26 protein-coding genes are annotated in these 21,372 nt (G+C 59.5%); 14 read left to right on the top strand and 12 right to left on the bottom strand.

Features of this window, described 5'->3' with window-relative positions; genetic code table 11:
* Window positions 1-27: 27 nt before the first annotated feature.
* Genes lptC through GOX66_RS07895 form a run of 3 tightly spaced genes read right to left on the bottom strand, consistent with a single transcriptional unit; the run spans window position 28 to window position 2,222 of the window.
* Window positions 28-609: an LPS export ABC transporter periplasmic protein LptC gene (lptC, locus tag GOX66_RS07905; protein WP_174822675.1), complete on the bottom strand. Its 582-nt coding sequence runs from the start codon at window positions 607-609 to the stop codon at window positions 28-30.
* A gap of 33 nt (window positions 610-642) precedes the next feature.
* The gene (locus GOX66_RS07900; RefSeq protein WP_170761328.1) at window positions 643-1,611 is read right to left on the bottom strand and encodes a KpsF/GutQ family sugar-phosphate isomerase; all 969 of its coding nucleotides are present in this window, start codon (window positions 1,609-1,611) and stop codon (window positions 643-645) included.
* Window positions 1,608-2,222 (bottom strand): ribonuclease H-like domain-containing protein, encoded by a 615-nt coding sequence (locus GOX66_RS07895; protein ID WP_170761326.1) that lies wholly within the window; start codon window positions 2,220-2,222, stop codon window positions 1,608-1,610. Before GOX66_RS07895 ends, GOX66_RS07900 begins: the two co-directional genes overlap by 4 nt.
* A 134-nt stretch (window positions 2,223-2,356) precedes the next feature.
* Between GOX66_RS07895 and GOX66_RS07890 the strand changes: the two genes are divergently transcribed.
* From GOX66_RS07890 to GOX66_RS07855, 8 genes are all read left to right on the top strand, one after another.
* Window positions 2,357-2,620, top strand: a complete 264-nt coding sequence (locus tag GOX66_RS07890) for a metal-sensing transcriptional repressor (protein ID WP_170761323.1) — start codon at window positions 2,357-2,359, stop codon at window positions 2,618-2,620.
* Between the two features lie 3 nt (window positions 2,621-2,623).
* On the top strand, window positions 2,624-3,856 hold the full coding sequence (locus tag GOX66_RS07885; protein ID WP_170761321.1) for an MFS transporter: 1,233 nt from the start codon (window positions 2,624-2,626) through the stop codon (window positions 3,854-3,856).
* A complete protein-coding gene (locus tag GOX66_RS07880; RefSeq protein ID WP_237212537.1) occupies window positions 3,853-4,320 on the top strand; it encodes an Lrp/AsnC family transcriptional regulator in 468 nt (155 codons plus the stop codon). Before GOX66_RS07885 ends, GOX66_RS07880 begins: the two co-directional genes overlap by 4 nt.
* A gap of 73 nt (window positions 4,321-4,393) precedes the next feature.
* Window positions 4,394-5,089, top strand: coding sequence for a lytic transglycosylase domain-containing protein (locus tag GOX66_RS07875; RefSeq protein ID WP_170761319.1), 696 nt, complete (start codon window positions 4,394-4,396; stop codon window positions 5,087-5,089).
* Between the two features lie 69 nt (window positions 5,090-5,158).
* Window positions 5,159-7,186 (top strand): flagellar biosynthesis protein FlhA, encoded by a 2,028-nt coding sequence (gene flhA, locus GOX66_RS07870; RefSeq protein WP_174822690.1) that lies wholly within the window; start codon window positions 5,159-5,161, stop codon window positions 7,184-7,186.
* Window positions 7,183-7,956, top strand: a complete 774-nt coding sequence (locus GOX66_RS07865; protein ID WP_170761315.1) for a flagellar biosynthetic protein FliR — start codon at window positions 7,183-7,185, stop codon at window positions 7,954-7,956. Before flhA ends, GOX66_RS07865 begins: the two co-directional genes overlap by 4 nt.
* On the top strand, window positions 7,953-9,041 hold the full coding sequence (locus tag GOX66_RS07860) for an EscU/YscU/HrcU family type III secretion system export apparatus switch protein (RefSeq protein WP_170761313.1): 1,089 nt from the start codon (window positions 7,953-7,955) through the stop codon (window positions 9,039-9,041). The genes GOX66_RS07865 and GOX66_RS07860 overlap by 4 nt, the downstream gene beginning before the upstream one ends.
* Window positions 9,038-9,424, top strand: a complete 387-nt coding sequence (locus tag GOX66_RS07855; protein WP_174822674.1) for a hypothetical protein — start codon at window positions 9,038-9,040, stop codon at window positions 9,422-9,424. The genes GOX66_RS07860 and GOX66_RS07855 overlap by 4 nt, the downstream gene beginning before the upstream one ends.
* Window positions 9,425-9,455: 31 nt before the next feature.
* Here the strand turns inward: GOX66_RS07855 and GOX66_RS07850 are convergent, their stop codons facing one another.
* Genes GOX66_RS07850 through GOX66_RS07810 form a run of 9 tightly spaced genes read right to left on the bottom strand, consistent with a single transcriptional unit; the run spans window position 9,456 to window position 14,015 of the window.
* Window positions 9,456-9,977: a flagellar basal body-associated protein FliL gene (locus tag GOX66_RS07850; protein WP_170761311.1), complete on the bottom strand. Its 522-nt coding sequence runs from the start codon at window positions 9,975-9,977 to the stop codon at window positions 9,456-9,458.
* A gap of 9 nt (window positions 9,978-9,986) precedes the next feature.
* Window positions 9,987-10,718 (bottom strand): flagellar basal body L-ring protein FlgH, encoded by a 732-nt coding sequence (gene flgH, locus GOX66_RS07845; RefSeq protein ID WP_170761309.1) that lies wholly within the window; start codon window positions 10,716-10,718, stop codon window positions 9,987-9,989.
* Window positions 10,718-11,134: a flagellar basal body P-ring formation chaperone FlgA gene (gene flgA / locus GOX66_RS07840; RefSeq protein WP_170761308.1), complete on the bottom strand. Its 417-nt coding sequence runs from the start codon at window positions 11,132-11,134 to the stop codon at window positions 10,718-10,720. Before flgA ends, flgH begins: the two co-directional genes overlap by 1 nt.
* Complete coding sequence (gene flgG / locus GOX66_RS07835) at window positions 11,134-11,919, bottom strand: flagellar basal-body rod protein FlgG (protein ID WP_170761306.1); 786 nt, start codon at window positions 11,917-11,919, stop codon at window positions 11,134-11,136. The genes flgA and flgG overlap by 1 nt, the downstream gene beginning before the upstream one ends.
* A gap of 22 nt (window positions 11,920-11,941) precedes the next feature.
* Window positions 11,942-12,652, bottom strand: coding sequence for a flagellar hook-basal body complex protein (locus GOX66_RS07830; RefSeq protein WP_170761305.1), 711 nt, complete (start codon window positions 12,650-12,652; stop codon window positions 11,942-11,944).
* Window positions 12,652-12,924: a flagellar biosynthetic protein FliQ gene (locus GOX66_RS07825; RefSeq protein ID WP_170761303.1), complete on the bottom strand. Its 273-nt coding sequence runs from the start codon at window positions 12,922-12,924 to the stop codon at window positions 12,652-12,654. Before GOX66_RS07825 ends, GOX66_RS07830 begins: the two co-directional genes overlap by 1 nt.
* A 4-nt stretch (window positions 12,925-12,928) precedes the next feature.
* Window positions 12,929-13,219 (bottom strand): flagellar hook-basal body complex protein FliE, encoded by a 291-nt coding sequence (gene fliE, locus GOX66_RS07820; RefSeq protein ID WP_170761301.1) that lies wholly within the window; start codon window positions 13,217-13,219, stop codon window positions 12,929-12,931.
* Between the two features lie 11 nt (window positions 13,220-13,230).
* Window positions 13,231-13,617, bottom strand: a complete 387-nt coding sequence (gene flgC, locus GOX66_RS07815; RefSeq protein ID WP_170761299.1) for a flagellar basal body rod protein FlgC — start codon at window positions 13,615-13,617, stop codon at window positions 13,231-13,233.
* A gap of 11 nt (window positions 13,618-13,628) precedes the next feature.
* Window positions 13,629-14,015, bottom strand: a complete 387-nt coding sequence (locus GOX66_RS07810; protein ID WP_170761297.1) for a FlgB family protein — start codon at window positions 14,013-14,015, stop codon at window positions 13,629-13,631.
* Window positions 14,016-14,102: 87 nt separating this feature from the next.
* Between GOX66_RS07810 and GOX66_RS07805 the strand changes: the two genes are divergently transcribed.
* The 6 genes from GOX66_RS07805 to GOX66_RS07780 all read left to right on the top strand — a co-directional run bounded on the left by GOX66_RS07805 (window position 14,103) and on the right by GOX66_RS07780 (window position 21,344).
* On the top strand, window positions 14,103-15,440 hold the full coding sequence (locus GOX66_RS07805) for a FliI/YscN family ATPase (protein ID WP_170761294.1): 1,338 nt from the start codon (window positions 14,103-14,105) through the stop codon (window positions 15,438-15,440).
* Between the two features lie 87 nt (window positions 15,441-15,527).
* Entirely contained in the window at window positions 15,528-16,364 is an 837-nt protein-coding gene (locus tag GOX66_RS07800; protein WP_170761292.1) for a flagellar motor protein MotB, read from the top strand.
* A 98-nt stretch (window positions 16,365-16,462) separates the two neighbouring features.
* Entirely contained in the window at window positions 16,463-17,758 is a 1,296-nt protein-coding gene (locus GOX66_RS07795) for a flagellar hook protein FlgE (protein WP_170761290.1), read from the top strand.
* Between the two features lie 33 nt (window positions 17,759-17,791).
* A complete protein-coding gene (gene flgK, locus GOX66_RS07790; protein WP_170761288.1) occupies window positions 17,792-19,243 on the top strand; it encodes a flagellar hook-associated protein FlgK in 1,452 nt (483 codons plus the stop codon).
* Window positions 19,243-20,253 (top strand): flagellin, encoded by a 1,011-nt coding sequence (locus GOX66_RS07785; protein ID WP_237212536.1) that lies wholly within the window; start codon window positions 19,243-19,245, stop codon window positions 20,251-20,253. The genes flgK and GOX66_RS07785 overlap by 1 nt, the downstream gene beginning before the upstream one ends.
* Window positions 20,250-21,344 (top strand): flagellar basal body P-ring protein FlgI, encoded by a 1,095-nt coding sequence (locus GOX66_RS07780; protein ID WP_170761286.1) that lies wholly within the window; start codon window positions 20,250-20,252, stop codon window positions 21,342-21,344. Before GOX66_RS07785 ends, GOX66_RS07780 begins: the two co-directional genes overlap by 4 nt.
* The last annotated feature ends 28 nt before the right edge of the window (window positions 21,345-21,372 follow it).

Here is a 21,372-nt window from a genome sequence, read left to right as displayed (position 1 = left end):
AAGGGCAAAACGAAAATTGAACACAGGTTATCTTTCTGCTTTTTGAGGCTCATATATCAATTTCACCCCGTCTGTAAAAATAATATGGACCGGGCCATCCTTTTTTTCAGTCCCAAAAGTCATACGACCCGCAGAAAAGTTGCCGATGATCCCGGTACCGTTAACCTGACCCGGCGTATTCCCCCGAATTTCGTCCAGTGCAGTGTTCAGCAGATCAGTCGTGATTTCGGTACCGTCGGTCGAAGTGATGACCACATCACCGACAAAAGTCGCGGTGTTCTTGTCGGGCCGGATCACACCGGTATTGGAATCCAGCGTTATCACGCCGCCATTCGACAGACCCATGCGGCCACGGAATTCTGCCGCGGTCGGAGCCGACCCCTCAGTCCCCTGCATCGCCCGGGTCGCCTCGATCTGAACCTCTTCACCTTTGCGGGTAGTGCCGCGGTAATTCGGCTGCGTTACCACCTGATCGGCCAGCCGCTCGTCTATGTCCTGTTGCGAGAAGGGGACGGTCACATTGGTTTCGATGCTTCGTGACAGCAGGAACACGGTGGACAGCATCAGGATGGCCACCAGCGGCAGCAACACCTTGAAGAATTGTACCATGCGCGAGTGACCATCCACCGATCCGTCCTCCGCCTAACCCAGCCCGACGCGCAGGCAATCATGGATGTGCAGCAGCCCCTCGGCCGGGGTGTCCGCACCCGGCGCAACCACAAACAGCGAGGTGATTTTGCGGTCGTTCATGACGCCCACAGCCTCTTCGGCCAAGGCGTCCGGGCCAATTGTGGTCGGGTTTTCCGTCATCACCTGCCGGGTTGTCTTTTCAAGCAAACCGTCCATATGACGGCGCAGGTCGCCGTCGGTGATGATTCCGGCCAGTTGCCCCTTTGCATCAGTCACACCAGCCACGCCAAAGCCTTTCTGGCTGATTTCGATCAGCGCCTCGCTCATGGGGGTATCCGCCGCCACCAGCGGCAGCGCCGATCCGGTGTGCATCAGGTCGCGCACGGTGCTGAGCCGCGCGCCCAGCTTGCCGCCGGGATGGAAAGCGCGGAAATCTTCGGGTTTGAAATCCCGGTATTTCATCAGCGCGATCGCAAGTGCGTCGCCCATTGCCAAGGTCAGCGTGGTTGAGATCGAAGGAACCATGCCAAACCCGCACGCCTCACCCATCGAGGGGATCAGCAGATGCACATCCGCTTGTCGCATCAGCGTGCTTTCGGGTTTGCTGGACAGGCCGATCAGCGGAATGCCGAACCGACGGGTAAAGGCCAGCAAATTGGCCAGTTCCGGCGCTTCGCCCGAGTTGGAAATCGCCAGAACGACATCATCTTTCGACACCATACCCAAATCGCCATGGCTGGCCTCGGCCGGGTGCACGAAATAGGCGGGCGTTCCGGTACTGGCCAGCGTGGCGGCAATCTTGTGGCCGATATGACCCGACTTACCGATGCCGCTGATGATGATGCGACCCGTTGCCTGCAGGATCAGTTGCACGGCCTCGGCAAAGTGTTCATCCAGCCCTTCGGCCATCACGTCCAGCGCGCGGGCTTCGTCGGTGACGACCTGTCGGGCGGTTCTCAGGAATGCTTCGGTATCGGTCATGAGTGCGCAAAGATATCCGTTTCGGGCCAACCGGCGAGGTCAAGTTTCGCACGCATCGGCAGGAAGTCAAAACAGGCCTGCGCCATCTCGGCGCGGCCCTCGCGCGCCAGGCGCCCATCCAGCGCCTCACGCAATTGATGCAGGTAAAGCACGTCCGAAGCAGCGTATTCCAGCTGAGCTTCCGTCAGCGTTTCTGCGCCCCAGTCGCTCATCTGCTGCTGCTTCGAAATATCGACGCCGATCAGCTCCTGACACAGGTTTTTTAGCCCGTGTCGGTCGGTATAGGTGCGCACCAGACGGCTGGCGATCTTGGTGCAATAAACCGGCGCGGCCAGCGCGCCGAAGGTGTGGTACATCGCGGCGATATCGAACCGGCCGAAATGGAACAGCTTCAGCACGTTCGGGTTTTCTAGCATCGCACACAGGTTCGGGGCCTCGGTCTGCCCCTTTTCGACCTGTACAATGTGACTGTTGCCGTCACCGCCCGACATCTGGATCACGCACAGGCGGTCGCGATGCGGGTTCAGCCCCATGGTTTCGCAGTCAATGGCCACAACAGGACCCAGATCCAACCCGTCCGGCAGGTCGTTTTTATAGAGATGGTTCGCCACAGGGGTCTTCCTTTATGCGGTATCGCCCCCGAGATAGGAGGTTTGGTCCGCAAACTCAACGCTATCGGTATGATCCCTGTTAACGGCGCTGTGATCAATTGACAATATCCTCATGGGGAGGATAGGGATATAGCATGACACAGCCCATCCACGAATCCCATCCGCAGATCAAAGCGCGCCTCAAAAGAGCGCATGGCCACTTGGCGAAAGTCATTGAAATGCTGGATGACCAGGCACCCTGTACCGACATTGCCCAGCAGCTTTTTGCCGTTGAAAAGGCGATCACCAACGCCAAACGGGTTTTGATTCACGATCACATCGATCATTGCCTGTCACCTGTGGCCGAAGATGACCGGAGCGACATCGAAGACTTCAAAGCCATCACCAAGTATCTGTGAGTCATGCTGAGCGTCCTGCAAAATCGCGTATACCGCCATTTGCTGGCCGCTCAGGTCGTGGCACTGACCGGAACCGGTCTGGCAACCGTTGCGCTGGGTTTGCTGGCTTATGAATTGGCCGGCGACGCTGCAGGGCTGGTTCTGGGCACGGCACTGACGATCAAGATGGTGGCCTATGTGCTCATAGCACCGATAGCTGCAGCATTCGCAGAACGGCTTGACCGGCGCAGGATGCTTGTAGTGCTGGATCTGATCCGCGCAATCGTGGCGGCTTGTCTGCCCTTCGTGACCGAGATCTGGCAGGTCTACGTCCTGATCTTTGTTCTCCAATCGGCCTCGGCCGGGTTTACCCCGGCTTTTCAGGCCACCGTTCCGGATGTCTTGACCGACGAGCAGGACTACACCAAGGCCCTGTCTCTTTCGCGGCTTGCCTATGACATGGAAAGCCTGATCAGCCCGATGTTGGCCGCTTCGTTGTTGCTGTTTGTCAGCTTCGACAGCTTGTTTTGGGGTACCAGCCTGGGATTCCTCGGTTCGTCCCTGCTGGTGATATCGGTTGCCCTACCCTCGCCCAAACCGGCACATCGCCGGGGAGTATATGATCGCACGACACGCGGTATCCGCATCTATCTGGGCACACCCCGTTTGCGCGGCCTGCTCGCACTCACATGGACGGCCGCCGCGTTGAGCGCGATGATCATCGTAAACACCGTTGTCATCGTGCGCGCCAACCTGGGTCTGTCGGAAAGCGCAGTTGCCATCGCGCTGGCCGGGTTTGGCGGCGGTTCCATGCTGGCCGCATTCGCGTTGCCGTCCCTTCTGGACAGGTACAAGGACCGCAGTGTCATGTTAACCGGAGCGGTTTTCGGAACCTTTGCTATGGGTGTGTCCGGCGGCCTGTTCGCGGTTTCTCCTATATCGCTGACCGGCCTTACGGTGCTCTGGGCCTGCATCGGATTTGGATATTCCGCAATCCTGACGCCCTCGGGCCGCCTGCTGACCCGGTCGGCCCTGCCCGAGGATCGACCGGCGGTATTCGCCGCTCAGTTCACACTGTCCCACGCCTGCTGGCTGGTTCTGTATCCAATGGCTGGCTGGATCATGACGACAACAAGCACGGCGGCAACACTTGCCTGGATGACACTCGCCGCTGTGCCCGGACTGGTTGCAGCATTACTCATCTGGCCGCGCTTCGATCAGAAAGCTGTTGCAAAAGAACGCGCTGACACGTCTTGAGCCCCCCCGTCAATCTGCTCTACACCTTGACTATCATGGATCAGCTTGACCGCCGCATCATCGCCGCCCTGCAACACAACGCCCGCGAATCGACCACCAAGATCGCCGCGAAACTGGGCGTGGCCCGGACTACCGTGATTGAGCGCATCAAACGGATGGAAGAGCGTGGCGTGATCGCCGGCTATTCGGTGGTTCTGAAAAGCCCCGAGGACGCCCCCCGCGTTCAGGTCGTCGTCCTGCTGGAGGTGCAGCAAAAAGAGACGACACGGATCATAAAACGGCTTGAGGCTTACCCCGAGGTCAAACTGTGCCTGTCGATCAATGGCGAGTTCGACCTGCTGCTGTCCGCCGAGGCGCCAAGAATCGAGGATCTGGACATTCTGGTCGACGAACTGGCCAAAATCCCCGGCGTTCTGCGCACCAATACCAGCGTTGTGTTCGGCCGTCGGATTGATCGAATCTGAGTGGCTGATAACCCTATGTAAACCGAAGCGCGCCTAGCTTGGCCGGGACTGATCAGAATCCCGGACCGGCAGAATGCCCAATCGATTGTTTCTTGCACTGAGTTTCATTGCACTGCTTGCGGCGCAACGGGGTTTCGCCTTGCCCGATGACCGGACAGCCGGTATCTGCGACACCGCCGCCGCACGTGCCGCCCAGTCCGAAGGCGTGCCGCTGGATGTTCTTCGCGCAATCGCGCGGGTGGAAACGGGGCGGATCAGGGATGGACGGCTGGAGCCCTGGCCCTGGGCCATCAACGTGGAGGGACAAGGATATTGGTTCAGTTCCGAGTTGGAAGCAAAATCCTATGTATTCAACATTTTCAGGTCGGGTAAACGCAGTTTTGACATCGGCTGTTTCCAGATCAATTACCGTTGGCACGGCAAGGCGTTCCGATCCATTGGCGCCATGTTCGACCCGGATGAAAACGCAGCCTACGCGGCCCGGTTCCTGAAAGACCTGTATGCCGAACTAGGATCATGGCACGCCGCCGTGGGGGCCTACCATTCCCGCACGCCTTCACTGGCGAATGCCTATTCCGGTCGTTTTGAGAAAGTTCTGGCCCGGTTGGATCAGGACCTGCCTGCCACACCGGAACGGGTCGCACGCGACCCGTTCACTACCGCTGCGGCCCCTCTGATCCCTGTTCATACCCAGCGTCCCGGTCCCAGCGCGCTGGGATCACTGGTTCCGCACTCGGGCACGGCCAGTGCCTTTATCCCCTTCAACTAGGAGCTCTGTGTGCCCAAGATCGACGCCCGTTCCCTGTTTTCCCCTACCGTTCTGCTGGCGCTGGCGTTGATGACAGTCATCGTGATGATGATCCTGCCAATGCCCGCCTGGGTTCTGGACGTGGGCCTTGCAGCATCATTTGCGCTGGCGATCCTGATCTTCACACTGACCCTGTTTATCGAGCGGCCGCTGGATTTCTCATCCTTCCCGACGATTTTGCTGGCCTCACTAATGCTGCGGCTGTCGCTGAACGTGTCCTCGACCAAACTGATCATCGGACAGGGCCACACTGGGCCAAATGCCGCCGGAGACGTGATCGAAGGCTTTGCCGATTTTGTCATGGGCGGCAGCATCTTTCTCGGGCTGGTGGTGTTCGGCGTCCTGCTGATCGTGAATTTCATGGTTATCACCAAGGGCGCCGCGCGCATGGCCGAGGTTGGCGCGCGGTTCGCACTGGACGGGATGCCCGGCAAACAGCTGGCCATCGACAGCGACATGTCCGCCGGAGCCATTGATCACCAGCAAGCCAAGGAACGGCGCGAGCGCGAACAGCAGGAAACCACCTTCTTCGGCTCGCTTGATGGGGCATCGAAATTCGTCAAAGGCGATGCGGTGGCCGGACTGCTGATCACGCTGCTGAACCTCGTGATGGGTCTGATCATGGGCGTGATCGTGCACGGGATGCCTATTTCCGCAGCGTTTGAGACCTATGCCATCCTGACCGTCGGTGACGGGCTGGTGTCGCAAATTCCTGCGGTGATCATCTCGATCGCATCAGCCCTGCTGCTGGCGCGGGGCGGCACGCAAGGGGCGACAGACAATGCCATATTCTCGCAGCTGGGACGGCACCCGGCCGCGCTGGGAACGGTTGCCGTCCTGATGATGCTGTTCGCGCTGGTCCCCGGTCTGCCGTTCCTGCCCTTCATCCTGGGCGCGGGCGTGCTTGGCTATACGGCCTACAGCGTTCAACGCAAACAAAAGGCCGAAGAGGCCACGGCGCTCACCCAGAATTCACAGGACGAGACACCGGTTACCCAAGCCATCGGGGACATTCTGGATTTGGATGATGTTCATCTGGAGTTTGCACCGGATCTGGTCAGCATGGTTCTGAATCCCGGCACCGGCCTGGATGCGCGGATCGCCAATATGCGAACTTATGTCGCCTCGAGCTTTGGCCTGATCCTGCCCGAAATCCGCCTGACCGACCGCGCCGATCTGCCCATGGGCACTTATGTGGTCAAAGTGCAGGGCGTCGAACAGGCACGCGGCGTCTTGAACCCGGATCTGGTGCTGGCACTGGTGCAGGACGGCCACGACACACTGCCCGAGGGCAATGATGTGACCGAGCCGGTCTACGGTGCACCCGCCCGATGGATCCTGCCCAAGGATCAGGAAGCCGCGGCGTTGGGCGGTGCCACCATTGTTTCTCCACCCGAGATTTTGGCCACGCACCTGCTTGAGATCATCAAACAGAACTTCTCGCGCCTGCTGACATTGAAATCTCTTCGCCGCCTGTTGTCCGAAATGACCCGCCTCAGCGATCCGGTCCGGGCCGAAGCCAACCGCAAGCTGCTGGACGAGCTGATCCCCGACAAGGTCCCGATCGACACGTTGCACGCGGTGCTGCGCCTGCTCCTGGATGAGAGGGTCTCAATCCGCAACATGGCCCTGATCCTGGAAAGCGTGGCCGAGGCGCGCCTGACAACGACCCAACCCGAGGGCATATGCGAGCTGGTGCGACAACGGATGGGCTTCCAACTAGTCTCTGAGATGAAGCGTGAGGACGGTTCAATCCCTCTGATCCAGCTCGCCCCGGAATGGGAAGACACCTTCACCACGTATCAGATCGACGCGCCCAGCGCCGGGCTGGACGTCGCGCTGCCGCCGAACCTGTTCAACAAGCTGGCCGATGGGGTGGTCGACAGCGTGGCGCACTCCGCCGATCGCGGGCTGTTTCCCGCCGTGGTCACATCGACCCGGAGACGCCGACTGCTGCGAACGATCATGCACGCGCGCGGCATTGCCAACCCGGTTCTGTCATTCGAGGAAATCGGGCTTGAGGCGCGCCCGGCTCTGGTAGGAACGGTCCCTGCATGATCGCGTTGCCACCAGAACTTCTGCCCCAGTTGGGAGAAGGTTTGTTGCAGCTCTTTGCCGTATTTTTGCGCGTTTCAGCCATGGTTTCATTGCTGCCCGCATTCGGTGATCGCAGCATTCCCACCCGCGTCAAACTTGGAATTGCGGTGGCGTTTACGCTGATCGTTTCCCCAGCAGTGCAGGTTCCGCTCGCTGAACCCGGACTGCCTTTGATGACACGCGTGATTTTGACGGAAGTTCTGATTGGCGTGGCCCTTGGCATGGCACTGCGGCTGTTCGTGCTGGCGCTGCAAACGGCAGGGTCCATCGCTGCGCAGGCGACGTCATTGTCCCAGATTCTGGGTCCGGCGGCCGCCGACCCGGTCCCTGCAATGGGGTATCTGCTGACCCTGGCTGGACTGACCCTTGCCGTGCTGCTTGGTCTGCATATCCGCGTGGCTCAATTTCTGATCCACAGCTACACCCTGTTTCCGATGGGCGCGCGCCCAGCGGCACCTGACCTGTCGCAATGGGGGGTGCAGCGAATTGCCCGTAGCTTTGGACTGGCTTTTACGCTGGCCATGCCCTTCGTCATAGCGTCACTGATCTACAACCTCGCGCTTGGGGTTATCAACCGGGCGATGCCGCAGTTGATGGTCGCTTTCGTTGGTGCTCCGGCTATCACTTTCGCAGGCCTGTTTTTGTTGTTCGCGGGCACGCCTCTGATCCTCTCGGTCTGGTCCGACGCCCTTAACGCCTTCATGGTCAACCCGCTTGAGGGCACACGATGAGCGGTCCGGACGACGACAGCGACAAATCCTACGAGCCGACACCGCAGAAGCTTCAAAAGGCGCGGGAGAAAGGCGAGGTAGCCAAATCTAACGACCTCTCTGTTGTTGCCGCCTATTCCGGATTTCTCATCGCTTTGTTTGCAGCCGGGCAATTCGGCGTCCAGCATATGGGAAGCCTGTTTGTCGTGTTAATCGATCAGGCCGACGAGATTGGGCCGCTGCTTACGGACGGTCCTTCTGCCAACCCGGTAGGAGGGATGCTCAGAACAGCGCTTTTGTCCGCCGCGATATTGTTTGTATTGCCCGCTGCGGCCGTCCTGCTGAGCTTGATCGCGCAGCGCGCGCTGATCTTTGCGCCGAGCAAACTGAAGCCAAAGCTGTCGCGTATCTCGATCCCCGCAAACGCCAAAAACAAATTCGGGCGCGGCGGGCTGTTCGAGTTTGCAAAAAGCTTCGCGAAACTGGCGATCTACTGCACCTGCCTGACGCTGTTCCTGCGCTCTAATCTGAGCGAAATCCTGTCCGCCAGTACGGCACCAGCGCGGTCATCCGTGGTGTTGATGATGAACTTGCTGTTTCGTTTTCTATTCATCGTCATCGCTGTGGCGCTGGTGATTGGCGCGGTTGATTACCTTTGGCAGTACTCCGAACACATGCGCAAAAACCGGATGTCGCGCAAAGAAATTCAAGATGAAACCAAGGACGCCGAGGGCGACCCGCACGTCAAACAACAGCGCCGCCAGCGTGCACAGGATATCGCCTCGAACCAGATGATGGCGGATGTTCCGACGGCAGACGTGCTAATCGTCAATCCAACCCACTACGCTGTGGCGCTGAAATGGGCGAGAACAGCAGGTTCCGCCCCGGTCTGTGTAGCCAAAGGCGTGGACGAAGTGGCCGCAGCGATCCGCGCGGCCGCAGCCGAGGCCGGTGTCCCGATTCATTCCGATCCACCGACCGCACGCGCTTTGCACGCAACGGTCGAAATCGGGCAGGAAATCTCCGAAGAACACTACCGTCCCGTTGCAGCCGCTATCCGGTTTGCCGAGGCGATGCGCAAACGGGCAAAAGGTCAGATCAGATGAGACAGGCTGAAATTCCCGATCTCGAAAAAGTTGCCGAGGCCGCGTTCCAGAAGGAGTACAGCGCTTTGCGCCCTCTGCTCGAGGCGGAAGCCCGGGTTCAGCACCAACTGGCCCGCCTGGACGCGCAGGCACGGCAGTGCCGACAGCAGAGCGCGTCGGCAGAAGGGTACCGTGTTACCGGCACGGATGTCCTATGGAATGGATGGGAGTCGGCAACGCGTCGGCAATTGAACATGGAACTTGCCCGGTTGCGGGCTCAGAAACTGTCAGCACTGGAATCCCTGCGTTTGACATTTGGCCGCAAACAAGCCGTGGCTAGCTTATCCGAGAACCAGAAAGAAGCGCGTCTGCGTGCGCTGAGCAAAAGACGATTATCGCATTAAGCAGACACGGTGCGCCTGGGACCCGCCAGTTTCAGGTATCCTGGCGGCTGACACTCATGATCAAAACCTGCGAAACATCATCGCCCAGATCTTTGCGCGCCACTTCCAACAAAGCCTTGCGCAATACCTCCAGGTTGTCAGACTCGGTAAACGCGCCGTCGAAGCCGCCTGCGTTGGCGTGATCGAACATGACCTGCAAAAAACCGTCCCGCAGCTTTGGCTCTATCGCGTAGAAGGCCTCGGTCATGCCAGGAGTGATTTCCAGACTCAGGGACATGGTGACCAGCGCCGCGATGCGGTCTGAGGTCACGACAGGAATGACGAATTGTTTGGTCAGCTTCAGGTACTCAAACTCACCCTGCTTGTCCTGCTTCTTGGCCAGGTCTGATTTCGATTTGACCGATTTATCTTCGGCCTTTTCCGGCTTGGCCCCGGACTTGGCATGTTCCAGAGCCTCTTTCGGCTCAGCGGACGGCGACAAAACAACTCCGGCACCTATGCCGACACCAAGGCCGACCAGAAGAAAAACAACGGGTATCAGCATTTTCATCATGTCCACACCTCAGAATGGCAACACAGCATCCAGAATCTGTTGGCCGTAACGGGGTTGCTGCACGTCGGTGATCTGTCCGCGCCCGCCATAGGACACACGCGCCGAGGCGATTTTGTCATAAGTGATCTCATTTTGGCGCGAAATATCCTGAGGCCGCACATAACCGGTAACCAAAAGCTCTCGCAGTTCGAAATTGACACGCAATTCCTGCGAACCCGCGATCGACAGCACGCCATTTGGCAACACGTCAATCACGGTCGCGGCGACTCGCAGTGTTAGTTTTTCCTTGCGCTTCACCGACCCCTCGCCACTGCTTTCCGAGGCGGAATCAATTGAAACGGCATCCGCGAGCGATGCCCCGTCCGGCAAGTGCTCGGCGGCACGTTGCGGCAATCCAAACAAACTTACGACGCCAAGGCTTTCCGAGCCCGAGCGGGACCGCTCAGTGTCGTTGGAGATTTCCGCTTTCTCGTCCAGTTCGATCACCACTGTCAGGATATCACCTTTCTTGATCGCCCGCTGATCTCCCAGCAGCGAGTGTTGCCCTCCACTCCAAAGCGAGGATCTGTCGACATTGCGCTGGGGATGCGTGTGCAGGGGCAGGCCGGGCCATAGCATAGCGACATGTTCCGGAGAATCTTCATTCGGTGTGAAACTGGGTGGCTTTCCCAGATGATCCACACGCCCGCAGGCAGATACAGCGAGAACGGCAAACAACAGAGACTTTGAAAATTTTGGCATCATTTCACCTCAATTTGGCCGTCCGGCCGGATAAAGCCTGTCACAGTCGTGCGGGATGCAAGGTTCATCACCCGAATACGATCCCCGACCGCGCCTCGGCCCAATGCACGGCCCTCTGCCGTGATCGACAGTGGTCGGCGGTCGAAAACCAGAACAACGAGGTCGTTTCGGTTCACCAATGCAGGGGGGCCAACATCGCCTTCGCGAATAGGACGCCCGGGGTACAGGGCGATGCGAGCTTCTTGCCCGATCAGCACATCAGGGTTTGAGGCCGCGCCTGGCACTTGCTGAGCTTTGATTTCAAGATCGCCCGCCGAGATGATCTCTTTGGCGCGAATAGTGCGGGTCGGCACGACAATTTCAGCCTGAACAGAAATCGGCCCCAGCAGAACCACTAATAGGAGCTGAAATCGCATCACCGCACCTGTGTCGTTGCGCCCATCATCTGATCGACAGCGGAAATGACCTTGGCGTTCATCTCATATCCCCGCTGCGCCTCGATCAGTTCGGTCACTTCGCGCACCGCGTCCACCGAGCTGTCTTCGAGATAACCCTGCCGCAAAGTACCCAACCCATCCTCACCCGGGTTGCCAACGACAGGTGCGCCTGAGGCTTCGGTTTCTTTGAAGAGGTTGCTGCCAATCGCCTCGAGGCCCTTGGCATTGGAAAAGCTGGCCAGCGTGAGTTCGCCCAGCAACTGCCCTTCGGGGGCGTCGTCGAAATAGGCGTAAATCTCGCCCGAACCATTGATCGAGATCGACCGGGCATCGTCGGGAATGGTGATTTCCGGAGCCACGGGGTAGCCGTCCGAAGTTACGATCAGACCTTCGGCCGACCGTTTCAAACTACCGTCTCGGGTAAAGCCCGATTGCCCGTTGGTCAATGTGACCTCAAGATAGCCACGCCCTTCGATGGCCACATCCAGATCGCTGCCGGTGGCCGACAGGGCGCCCTGGGCCAACTGCACCGTTACGGCGGCTGGACGCACGCCCAGGCCCAGCTGAACACCGGTCGGCAAAACAGTTCCGTCATTGGCGTTTACCGTTCCTGCCCGCGCCATCTGCTGATAGTGCAGATCCGCGAATTCGGCCCGGCGCGCGTTGTAGCCGGTGGTGTTCATGTTCGCCAGGTTGTTCGATATCGTCTCGACCCGCATCTGCTGCGCGGTCATCCCCGTGGCTGCGATTTTCAAAGCACGCATGTCATAAATCTCCGATTTTAAGTCAGCGCATCAGCGCCTTGAGAGCCCCGCGGACACGCTCATCCTCACTTTCCAGAAAGCTCTGCCCCAGTTCATAGGCGCGCTGGATTTCGACGAGCCGGGTGACCTGTTCGATGGCGTTGACGTTGGATCCTTCAAGGAAACGGTGCAGGACGACGGGCTCATCCACGGGATCTATGTCGCCATCGGCCCTGAAATGCGTGCTGCCTTCCCGCACCAGTGTCTTGGGGTCAGCCACGCGGAAGACACCGATCTGTCCCAGGAACTGACCCTCGACGCTGAGCGTGCCATCACTGCCCACGTCGATCGAGGCAGCGTCCGGTGGGATGAACAGCGGGGCGCCGCTTGCGTCCAACACTCGGTGGCCATCCATCGTCACCAGATCACCCTCGGCGCTGGGGGCAAAGGCGCCGGCGCGCGTCAGACGATTGCCCGCGGGGGTTTCAACCAAGAAGAAGCCGTCACCTTCGATGGCAAAGTCGAACTGCCCACCCGTCTCGGTCAGCAAACCCTGTTGCAGCGAGGTGTTTCGCACCTCAGCCCGGCTCATCGACAGCGACGGGTTGCCGGGCATGACGCGGACAAACTCGGAAAACACCAGCCCCTGCTGGCGGTATCCGGTGGTGTTGGCATTGGCGATATTGTTCGCCACCTGCCGCATTTCGTTCATCAGCCCGGATTGGCGGGACAGGGTGACATAGGCGGTATCCATCAGCGACCTCCTGCGATCAGTGGGATGAGCGTTCCTGTAAAAAACGTGACCAGCGTCTGCGTCATGAAGCCCATGGAAATCCAGAACACGACGACGATTGCGATCAGCTTGGGAACGAAGGTCAGCGTCATCTCTTGCACCGAGGTCAGCGCCTGGAACAGACCGACAATCAGGCCCGAGACCAAAGCCACTGCCAGGATCGGGACCGAGGTGATCACCGCGACCCACAGCGCCTGACGCACGATGTCATAGAAGAGACCTTCGCTCAGCATTGCGTCAGACCGGCATCCGCAAGATTTCCTGATAAGCCTCGACGACCTTGTTGCGCACGATGACGGCGGTTTCCACCGCCAGCTCGGTTTGCGCCAGCGCCTGCACCAGCGCATGCGGGTCGGCCTGACCGGTCATCGCCGCCTCGGACATCTGCTCCGAATGTTTCAGCGTTGTGGTGAAGTCCTGAAAGGTCGACCGAAGCCCCTGTGCCGCTCCGGCGTGATCGGGGTTGGCCTGGGTTGCGGGGCGTGCAACGGCATAGTTCTGCGCAGCGTTCAGGGATCGAATATCCATTCGGGTGTCCTTTATTTTCTGAGGAGTTCCATAAGGCTCGACGACATCTGACGTGTTTGATCGAACATCTTGAGGTTGGCTTCATAGCTGCGCTGCGCCTCGCGCGCGTCGGCGATCTCGATCATCAGATCGACATTCGAGCCCCGGTAATAGCCGGTATCATCGGCCATCGGATGGCTTGGATCATGGATGCGCGACAACTCACGGCGGTCCAACTTGACACGCCCGGCCAGCATCATCTCTTGCCCGTCTTTTTCAACGGCCTCGAACGGAACCGTTTTGCGGCGATAACCGGGTGTATCAGCGTTCGAGATGTTCTCGGACACGTGGCGTAGCCGCGCTGCCTGTGCCCGCAGGGCACTGGCCGATGCAGTCAGCGAATGGGAAAAATCACTCAACTTTCGACCCCTTATGCCCGGCCCAGACTGCTGCGCAGAATGTTCATGGAGGATTTGTAGATCGCCAATGCGCGATCATGCTGGCGCCTGACCTCGACAGCCTTAAGCATCTCTTCCTCGATCGACACACCATTGCCGTTGGGTTCACCCGAAGGCTCGGCCTCAAACTCGGCCCAGATCTGCGGGCCGTTGTCGCCGTGCAGATGGCCCTGCCGCGTGGCGATCATGGTGACGTCACGGCCCGGGGTCTCAAATGTTTTCTGAAAGGCCTCGACATCACGGGGCTGGTATCCCGGTGTATCCGCATTGGCCATGTTGCGCGAGATGACGGCCTGCCGTTGCCCGGCATGGGTTGCCATTGCGTACGCGGTCTTAAAGACGTTCAGGTCATAGAACATCGGGGCTTCTCCCTCGATCAATTTCAATCAAGGCTTAACCCCGAATCCTTTAGAAAGCGTTTTCAGAAACCCGTTGGAGAACCCACGATGTCCGATCTCGACCCGATGCTTCTGAAATGCGAATTCGACCGGCTGTCCGCCACGCGCCATATGGGTCGCGTGTCAGGGGTTGCGGGTGGCGTCATTGAAATACAGGGGCTCGAGGGACAGGCCCGTATCGGTGATCATCTCACGTTGCGGCGGCGCGGCGGGCCGGAACTGCCGGGCGAAGTGTTGCACGTTGATTCTGATCTGACCCACATGTTGCCCGGCGCCGCGCCTGATGGAGTTTGTCTCGGCGACCCGGTGATTCTGGAACAGACCCCCGCTTTTGCCCCGGGAATGCACTGGCTGGGACGGGTGGTCGATCCGTTCGGAAAACCGTTGGACGGCAAACCCCTGCTGACGGGCGCGCAGGAACAGGACATCATGCGTGCTCCACCCCCCGCCGTCGCGCGCAAGTCACTGGGTGCGCGGATGGAGACCGGGCTGGCCATACTCAACACCATGCTGCCTGTGGTGCAGGGGCAGAGAATCGGCCTGTTTGCAGGGTCGGGTGTGGGTAAATCCACGCTGCTGGGGACGTTGGCGCGTTCAATGCAGGCAGATGCTGTGGTCGTCGCACTGGTGGGCGAGCGCGGGCGCGAGGTGAACGATTTCGTCGAACACGCGCTGGGGGCCGAGGGGATGAAGCGCTCGGTCATAGTGGCGGCCACCTCGGACCAGTCAGCCCTGGCGCGGCGGCGCTGTGCATGGTCGGCAATGTCAGTGGCCGAATACCTGCGCGATCAGGGGCTGAACGTGCTGTTTCTGGCCGATTCGGTCACGCGTTTTGCCGAAGCGCATCGGGAAATCGCCGTTGCGATGGGTGAGCAGCCATCGTTACGCGGCTTTCCACCGTCGGTAACGCCCCTGATTGCCGGGCTATGTGAACGGGCGGGGCCCGGCACCGCCAATCAGGGTGATATAACCGCCGTATTCAGCGTTCTGGTCGCCGGATCGGATATGGACGAACCGGTGGCGGATATCCTGCGCGGGGTTCTGGACGGCCATATCGTGCTGAGCCGTGACATTGCCGAGCGTGGGCGGTTTCCGGCCATCGACCTCAGCCGCTCGGTCTCGCGCAGCCTGCCGGGCGCGGCGTCCGAGGCAGAAAACCGGATGATCTCGGAAACCCGCAAGCTGGTCGGCAGCTATGAACAGTCCGAGGTCATGATCAAGGCCGGTCTTTATGCCGAAGGCGCGGACCCGCTGCTGGATCAGGCGGTGCGCGTGCATGAGGAACTCGACACTTTCTTTGGCAAGACCGAAGCTGTTGGCATCAAGAACAGCTTCGACCGCCTGCAACTGATCCTGCGGCGGGCGACAGCCAACCTGCCAGTTTAAAGAAGTCCGAACAGTTTTAAGTGTTAAGCCAGCCTTAAGACCTGCGCTGCTACCCCGGTAGCCGGGTGACAAAAAAAGGTGGTGGAGATGGGTGCGCAATCCAATGCGGCGCCAATCATCATCAAGAAGAAACGTGTGTCAGGTGGCGATGGTCACCACGGTGGCGCGTGGAAAGTCGCGTATGCCGACTTTGTCACAGCCATGATGGCGTTCTTCATGTTGATGTGGCTGCTGAACGCGACGACTGAAAAACAACGCAAGGGGCTGGCGGATTATTTTTCGCCCACGATTCCGGTGAATCCGGTCTCGGGCGGCGGCGATGGCGCCTTTGGCGGCAACAATATGTTCTCGGAACTGACCATGGTGATGGACGGATCGGGTGCTGCCAAGCGGCACCCCACCATCGCCAGACAGGCGCGGGGATCGATCGGAGTGAATCCCGATGGCGGCAAGGAAATGTCCGAGGATTTCTCCACACTGGAAGCCCAGCTATTGGGGCGCACCGGCGAAAGCATGGTGTCGGACAAGTTGCTCAAACATATCGTCACCCGCGTCACGGATGAGGGCCTGGTGGTCGAGCTGTTTGATACCGACGCGCAACCGCTTTTCGAATCCGGTACGGACAAGCCGACACCGATGATGCGTGCTCTGGCACTGGTGGTGGCGCGGTCCTCTGATTTGGTGGCAAATGACGTGGCCGTCGAGGGGCACGTCAGCGCCTCACCAGTCGTTTTGGCGCGCGATCCGTCCTGGGATGTGTCGACTTCACGCGCGCAAGTGGTGCGACAGTTGCTTGAGGATAAGGGTGTCACGGCACTCAGGCTGGATCGCGTCACCGGCCACGCCGACCGGGAACTGTCCGACGAAAACCCGATGGCGGTTCGGAACAACAGGATCGAGATCATCTTTCTGCGCAACACCTGAGGGCAATTGGATAGAACGCATTTTACCTGTTAGCGCGCTGTTAAGGCCCGGCGCGTTAGCTGTTGCATCAACGATTGACGCAACAGAAGGGCGTGCCAATGACAATTTCCTCTTCGCTGAACGCCGGTGTGGCCTCATTGAAGGCCAACGCCAACCGGTTGGCCACAATTTCCGACAATATCGCCAATTCTTCGACCTTCGGCTACAAACGGGTCGAGACGGATTTCCATTCCATGGTCACCTCCGGCCAGGGCGGCAGCTATTCGGCGGGTGGCGTCAGAACCACCAGCCAGCGTCTGATCGATCAGCGGGGGTCTTTGGTCACCACCAACAATTCAACCGATCTGGCCGTGCGTGGCCGCGGTATGCTGCCCGTGCGCCCCAGCTCGCAGATTGCAGGCGGGTCCAACGAGATGCTTCTGACCACGACCGGCTCGTTCCGCACCAATGAGGAAGGATATCTGGTCACTGAATCCGGCCTTGTCCTGCTGGGCTGGCGCGCCAACCCGGACGGTTCGATTCCTTCGGTCCCGCGTGACACGCCTGCCGCGCTGGAACCCATCCAGCTGAGCGTCAATCAGCTGTCCGGCGCCCCGACCACACAGATGAACCTGCGCATGAACCTGCCCGCAGCGGCGACGGATGCCGGGGCGCCTGGGGACACTCAGCCTCTGTCCGTCGAATATTTCGATAACCTGGGCAAATCCGAAAGCGTCGATATCGAGCTCGTGCCAACCGTTCCCGCAACCGGAACCAGCAATGAATGGACCATGATCCTGCGCGATTCGGCCTCGGGCGGGGCGGTCATCGGGGAATACACGCTGACCTTTACCGACAGTCGGACGGCGGGTGGGACTTTGGCCAGCGTGACGGCTGTGTCAGGCGGCGCATATGACCCCGCAACCGGTAGCGTGGTCGTGAATGTTGCCGGTGGCCCGATGGAGATCAATATTGGCCTGATCGGCGACGCGGACGGAATCACGCAACTGTCCGACACCTTCGCGCCGGTGTCGATCACCCGTGACGGATCGGCGGTGGGCACGATGACCAGTGTTCAGGTCGATGAGAACGGCTATGTCTACGCGTTTTATGACACGGGTGTCAGCCGTCGTATGTTCCAGATTCCGCTGGCCGATGTTCCCAACCCCAACGGTTTGACGGCTATGGACAGCCAGACCTACGCCCCATCGCGGGAAAGCGGCACTTTCTTCCTGTGGAATGCAGGTCAGGGCCCGACCGGAGATCTCGTGTCCTTCGCGCGCGAGGAATCGACCACGGACATCGCGACCGAGCTGACCTCATTGATTCAGACCCAACGCGCATATTCCTCTAGCGCCACGGTGATTCAGACTGTGGACGAAATGCTGCAGGAAACGACAAATATCAAACGCTGATTTGGGTTTTGACCCAGGAAAGGGGCCGGTCTCATGAACATGACGACGGCATTCAACAACGCCCTGAGCGGCCTGACGGCCGCAGGTCGCGGCGCGTCGGTTGTTTCGGACAATATCGCCAATGCGTTGACACCAGGCTATGCGCGCAGGTCACTGGAACTAACGACAAACACGATTTCGGGCACCGGGGTGCGGACGGTCGGCGTGGTCCGGCATCAGGATCCGGTCCTGACTGCCAATCGCCGCACGACCGACGCTGATCTGGCGCATCAAACCACCATCTCCGGCTTTCACTCTCGGTTTGAAACCCTCGTGGGCACGGCGGATGAGGCGACCTCGCTATCCGCCCGGCTGGCAGATTTCGACAACAGCCTGATAACGGCGGCAAGCCTGCCGGATTCGGCTGAACGGCTGGATCAGGTTGCCCGCACTGGACGCGACCTGGCAACAGGCCTCAACGCGGCGTCCGAAGGACTGCGGCAGTTGCGGTCGGACGCGGATCGGACAATCGGCAAGCAGGTGGATAACCTGAACCAAACCTTGAAGGATATCGAAGAACTGAACGCCAAAATACCGGCAATCAAGTATTCAGGCGGGGATATTGGAGGCTTACTGGACCAGCGGCAGGTGCTGATTGATCAGGTCAACGAACTGATCCCGGTGAATGTGGTTCCGCGGGCAAACGATCAGGTCTCACTCTACTCTGATGGCGGCTTGATTCTGCTCGAAAACACAGCCGCCGAGTTCTCCTTTACAACAACCGGGGACACCAAACCGCACATGACGGTGGCAAACGGATTGTTGTCGGGCCTGGAAATGAACGGAAAACCTGTTCGCACCAGCGGTGACAGCGCTCAGATACGCGGGGGGGCGTTGGCGGCGCAATTTCAGATCCGCGATGAGTTGACGGTTGAAGCTCAGACCAATCTGGATACGGTCGCCCGAGATCTGATCGAACGGTTTGAAACACCTGGTCTGGATCCCACTGCACTGCCGACCGATCCGGGTCTTTTCAACGATGACGGCAACCGGTTCAACGTGACCGCCCCGGCCGGGCTTGCGTCTCGCATCAGCCTGAACACAATTGTCGATCCCGACAACGGCGGCGACAGTTGGAGGCTGCGGGCGGGGCTTGGCGCGGCGACCCCTGGTGATCCGGGCGACGCCACACAATTGCAGGCCTTCGGCGCAATTCTGAGCGACGCACGTCCTGTTGCAGGTGCGGTCTTTGGCACAGGCGACATGCGCGCCGCCGAAATCACCGAGGCACTGCTCTCCAAAGCCGGGGCGGACGCCCATACCGCCAGCCAGCGCCTGACCTTTGCCAACAGCGCCCGGCTGGAAATGGCGCAAATCGAGGCCGAACAGGGTGTGGATACCGATCAGGAATTGCAGCGCCTGATGCAGATCGAGCAGGCCTATGCCGCGAATGCGCGGATCATTTCGGTGGTGGATGAACTCATGGATACTCTATTGAGGTTGTGATGATGAATTTGACGTCTATCGGTGATCTGGCGCGCGGGATGACCCTGCGAAGCCGTTCCACTGAAATCAAAAGCCAGATCGAAACCCTTTCCTATGAAGTGTCCACCGGCAAGGTTCAGGACGTGTCGGGCCGTCTGGATGGGGACTATTCTCACCTGTTGGACCTGGATCGCAGCTTGTCCAGGCTGGACGCGTTTCGGGTCTCGACCGCCGAGGCCGGACTGTTCACGGATGCCATGCAACTGAGCCTGACGACGGTCAGTGAGTCGGTGACCGAGTTTGCCTCATCCCTGCTGTCTTTTGGAACGTCGAACCAGGCGGTCAGCCATGAAAATGCGTCGGTTCAGGCACGTAACGAATTGGACACGATCATATCGGCACTGAACACGCGCGCGGGAGGTCGCAGCCTGTTTTCCGGCGTGGCGACCGATGTCTCGCCCCTGCCCTCCGCGGACACGCTTTTGGGCGCTTTAGAGACTGAATTGACCGGATTGACCACCGTGACAGATATCAGGCAGGCGGCTGAAGATTGGTTTAATGATCCGGCCGGGTTTGATGCGGTGATCTATCAGGGTTCGGATACCTCGCTTGCGCCGATGCAGATATCTGAGAACGAGCGTGTCAGCATTCCCCTCACGGCAACCGATCCTGCAATCAAGGATGCCCTGCGGGATATCGCTGTGGCCGCTTTGGTGTCCGACAATGCCCTGAATTTACCGTCGGGTCTACGCACGGCCTTGTTTACTCAATTGGGTGTCGATCTGGCCAATACGCAGAACGAAATCGTGAACCTCCGGGCTCAGGTGGGTGCAGCCGAGGCTCGGATCGAACAGGCCGCGACACGCAACAGCGCGGCGCAGACAAGCCTGGAATACAGCCGGAATGAGTTGATTGCCGCGGATCCCTACGAAACCGCAGCGCAATTGCAAACCGTCCAGTTTCAACTGGAAAGCCTGTATTCCGTCACCGTTCGCAATGCGAACCTGTCGCTGGTGAATTTCCTGAGATGAAACTTTTGGCTTTCCTATTGATGTTGCTCCCCGGAATTGCGTCCGCTGGCGCGATCCGGCTGAAGGACCTTGTGGATTTCGACGGGGTCCGGGGCAACGATCTGGTCGGGTACGGCCTGGTTGTCGGCCTGAACGGCACTGGTGACGGGCTGCGAAACTCGCCTTTCACAGAAGAGATTATGTCGAACATCCTGGAACGGCTGGGTGTGAACGTTACGGGTGAGGATTTTCGGCCCAAAAACGTGGCGGCTGTGCTGGTGACGGCCAGCCTGCCCCCGTTTGCGCGGGTCGGCGGGCAGATTGACGTGACGGTCTCCGCCATCGGAGATTCCAAGAGTCTGCTGGGAGGGACTCTGATCATGACGCCGCTCAATGCGGCGGACGGCCAGATCTACGCGGTGGCACAGGGTACCGTTCTGGCCGGTGGTGCGGTGGCCGAGGGTGAAGCGGCTTCGGTCGTCAGGGGCGTCCCCACTTCTGGTGTTATCCCGTCGGGCGCGCGGGTAGAACGTGAGATCGAGTTTGAATTGTCAACGCTGACCCAAATGCGGCTTGCCCTGCGGGAGCCGGATTTTACAACTGCGGGCCGCATTGAATCCGCCATCAACACCGAGTTCAACCGGGCCGTCGCCATCATGCGGGATTCTGGCACTGTTGAACTGAACATCGCCGCAACGCAGGCGATTTCGACAGCTCACGCGCTGGGTCGGATCGAGAACATTCTGGTGGAACCGGAAACCAAAGCACGGGTCGTCGTCGACCAGCGCTCGGGTACAATTGTTATGGGGCAGGAAGTGCGCATCTCACGGGTTGCAGTTTCGCAGGGCAATCTGACGCTGACTGTTGAGGAGGCTCCGATAGCGGTTCAACCCAACCCATTCGCGCGCGGCGAAACGGTTGTCGTTCCCCGAACATTTGCAGGGATCGAAGAAGAAGAAGGAACAGGGTTGGCCGAGATACCCGAAGCCACCACCCTTTCCGAGGTCGTGGCCGGGTTGAACGCGCTTGGCGTTTCGCCCCGCGACATGATCGACATCTTGAAGACGATCAAAGCCGCGGGCGCGCTGCATGCCGAGTTCGTCGTCCGCTGAAGAACCCGGCTGCCATTCCGGTCAGATT

Source organism: Ruegeria lacuscaerulensis (assembly GCF_013031245.1).
In the GTDB taxonomy this organism is placed as follows: Bacteria; Pseudomonadota; Alphaproteobacteria; order Rhodobacterales; family Rhodobacteraceae; genus Ruegeria; species Ruegeria lacuscaerulensis_C.
The sequence above is the reverse complement of the archived record's forward strand: the minus strand, read 5'-3'. Positions and strand labels throughout refer to the sequence as shown.

Excerpts from the sequence above, each read along its gene's own strand:
- flgH (WP_170761309.1), bottom strand. The coding sequence starts at position 10,718 with ATGCCAAAATTTTCAAAGTCTCTGTTGTTTGCCGTTCTCGCTGTATCT.
- GOX66_RS07800 (WP_170761292.1), top strand. The coding sequence starts at position 15,528 with ATGGGTGCGCAATCCAATGCGGCGCCAATCATCATCAAGAAGAAACGT.
- GOX66_RS07795 (WP_170761290.1), top strand. The coding sequence starts at position 16,463 with ATGACAATTTCCTCTTCGCTGAACGCCGGTGTGGCCTCATTGAAGGCC.
- GOX66_RS07860 (WP_170761313.1), top strand. The coding sequence starts at position 7,953 with ATGAGCGGTCCGGACGACGACAGCGACAAATCCTACGAGCCGACACCG.
- GOX66_RS07805 (WP_170761294.1), top strand. The coding sequence starts at position 14,103 with ATGTCCGATCTCGACCCGATGCTTCTGAAATGCGAATTCGACCGGCTG.
- flgA (WP_170761308.1), bottom strand. The coding sequence starts at position 11,134 with ATGCGATTTCAGCTCCTATTAGTGGTTCTGCTGGGGCCGATTTCTGTT.
- GOX66_RS07825 (WP_170761303.1), bottom strand. The coding sequence starts at position 12,924 with ATGCTGAGCGAAGGTCTCTTCTATGACATCGTGCGTCAGGCGCTGTGG.
- flgG (WP_170761306.1), bottom strand. The coding sequence starts at position 11,919 with ATGCGTGCTTTGAAAATCGCAGCCACGGGGATGACCGCGCAGCAGATG.
- flgK (WP_170761288.1), top strand. The coding sequence starts at position 17,792 with ATGAACATGACGACGGCATTCAACAACGCCCTGAGCGGCCTGACGGCC.
- GOX66_RS07780 (WP_170761286.1), top strand. The coding sequence starts at position 20,250 with ATGAAACTTTTGGCTTTCCTATTGATGTTGCTCCCCGGAATTGCGTCC.
- GOX66_RS07900 (WP_170761328.1), bottom strand. The coding sequence starts at position 1,611 with ATGACCGATACCGAAGCATTCCTGAGAACCGCCCGACAGGTCGTCACC.
- GOX66_RS07830 (WP_170761305.1), bottom strand. The coding sequence starts at position 12,652 with ATGGATACCGCCTATGTCACCCTGTCCCGCCAATCCGGGCTGATGAAC.
- GOX66_RS07875 (WP_170761319.1), top strand. The coding sequence starts at position 4,394 with ATGCCCAATCGATTGTTTCTTGCACTGAGTTTCATTGCACTGCTTGCG.
- GOX66_RS07810 (WP_170761297.1), bottom strand. The coding sequence starts at position 14,015 with ATGTTCTATGACCTGAACGTCTTTAAGACCGCGTACGCAATGGCAACC.
- GOX66_RS07850 (WP_170761311.1), bottom strand. The coding sequence starts at position 9,977 with ATGATGAAAATGCTGATACCCGTTGTTTTTCTTCTGGTCGGCCTTGGT.
- GOX66_RS07785 (WP_237212536.1), top strand. The coding sequence starts at position 19,243 with ATGATGAATTTGACGTCTATCGGTGATCTGGCGCGCGGGATGACCCTG.
- GOX66_RS07855 (WP_174822674.1), top strand. The coding sequence starts at position 9,038 with ATGAGACAGGCTGAAATTCCCGATCTCGAAAAAGTTGCCGAGGCCGCG.
- lptC (WP_174822675.1), bottom strand. The coding sequence starts at position 609 with ATGGTACAATTCTTCAAGGTGTTGCTGCCGCTGGTGGCCATCCTGATG.
- GOX66_RS07890 (WP_170761323.1), top strand. The coding sequence starts at position 2,357 with ATGACACAGCCCATCCACGAATCCCATCCGCAGATCAAAGCGCGCCTC.
- fliE (WP_170761301.1), bottom strand. The coding sequence starts at position 13,219 with ATGGATATTCGATCCCTGAACGCTGCGCAGAACTATGCCGTTGCACGC.
- GOX66_RS07865 (WP_170761315.1), top strand. The coding sequence starts at position 7,183 with ATGATCGCGTTGCCACCAGAACTTCTGCCCCAGTTGGGAGAAGGTTTG.
- GOX66_RS07885 (WP_170761321.1), top strand. The coding sequence starts at position 2,624 with ATGCTGAGCGTCCTGCAAAATCGCGTATACCGCCATTTGCTGGCCGCT.
- flhA (WP_174822690.1), top strand. The coding sequence starts at position 5,159 with ATGACAGTCATCGTGATGATGATCCTGCCAATGCCCGCCTGGGTTCTG.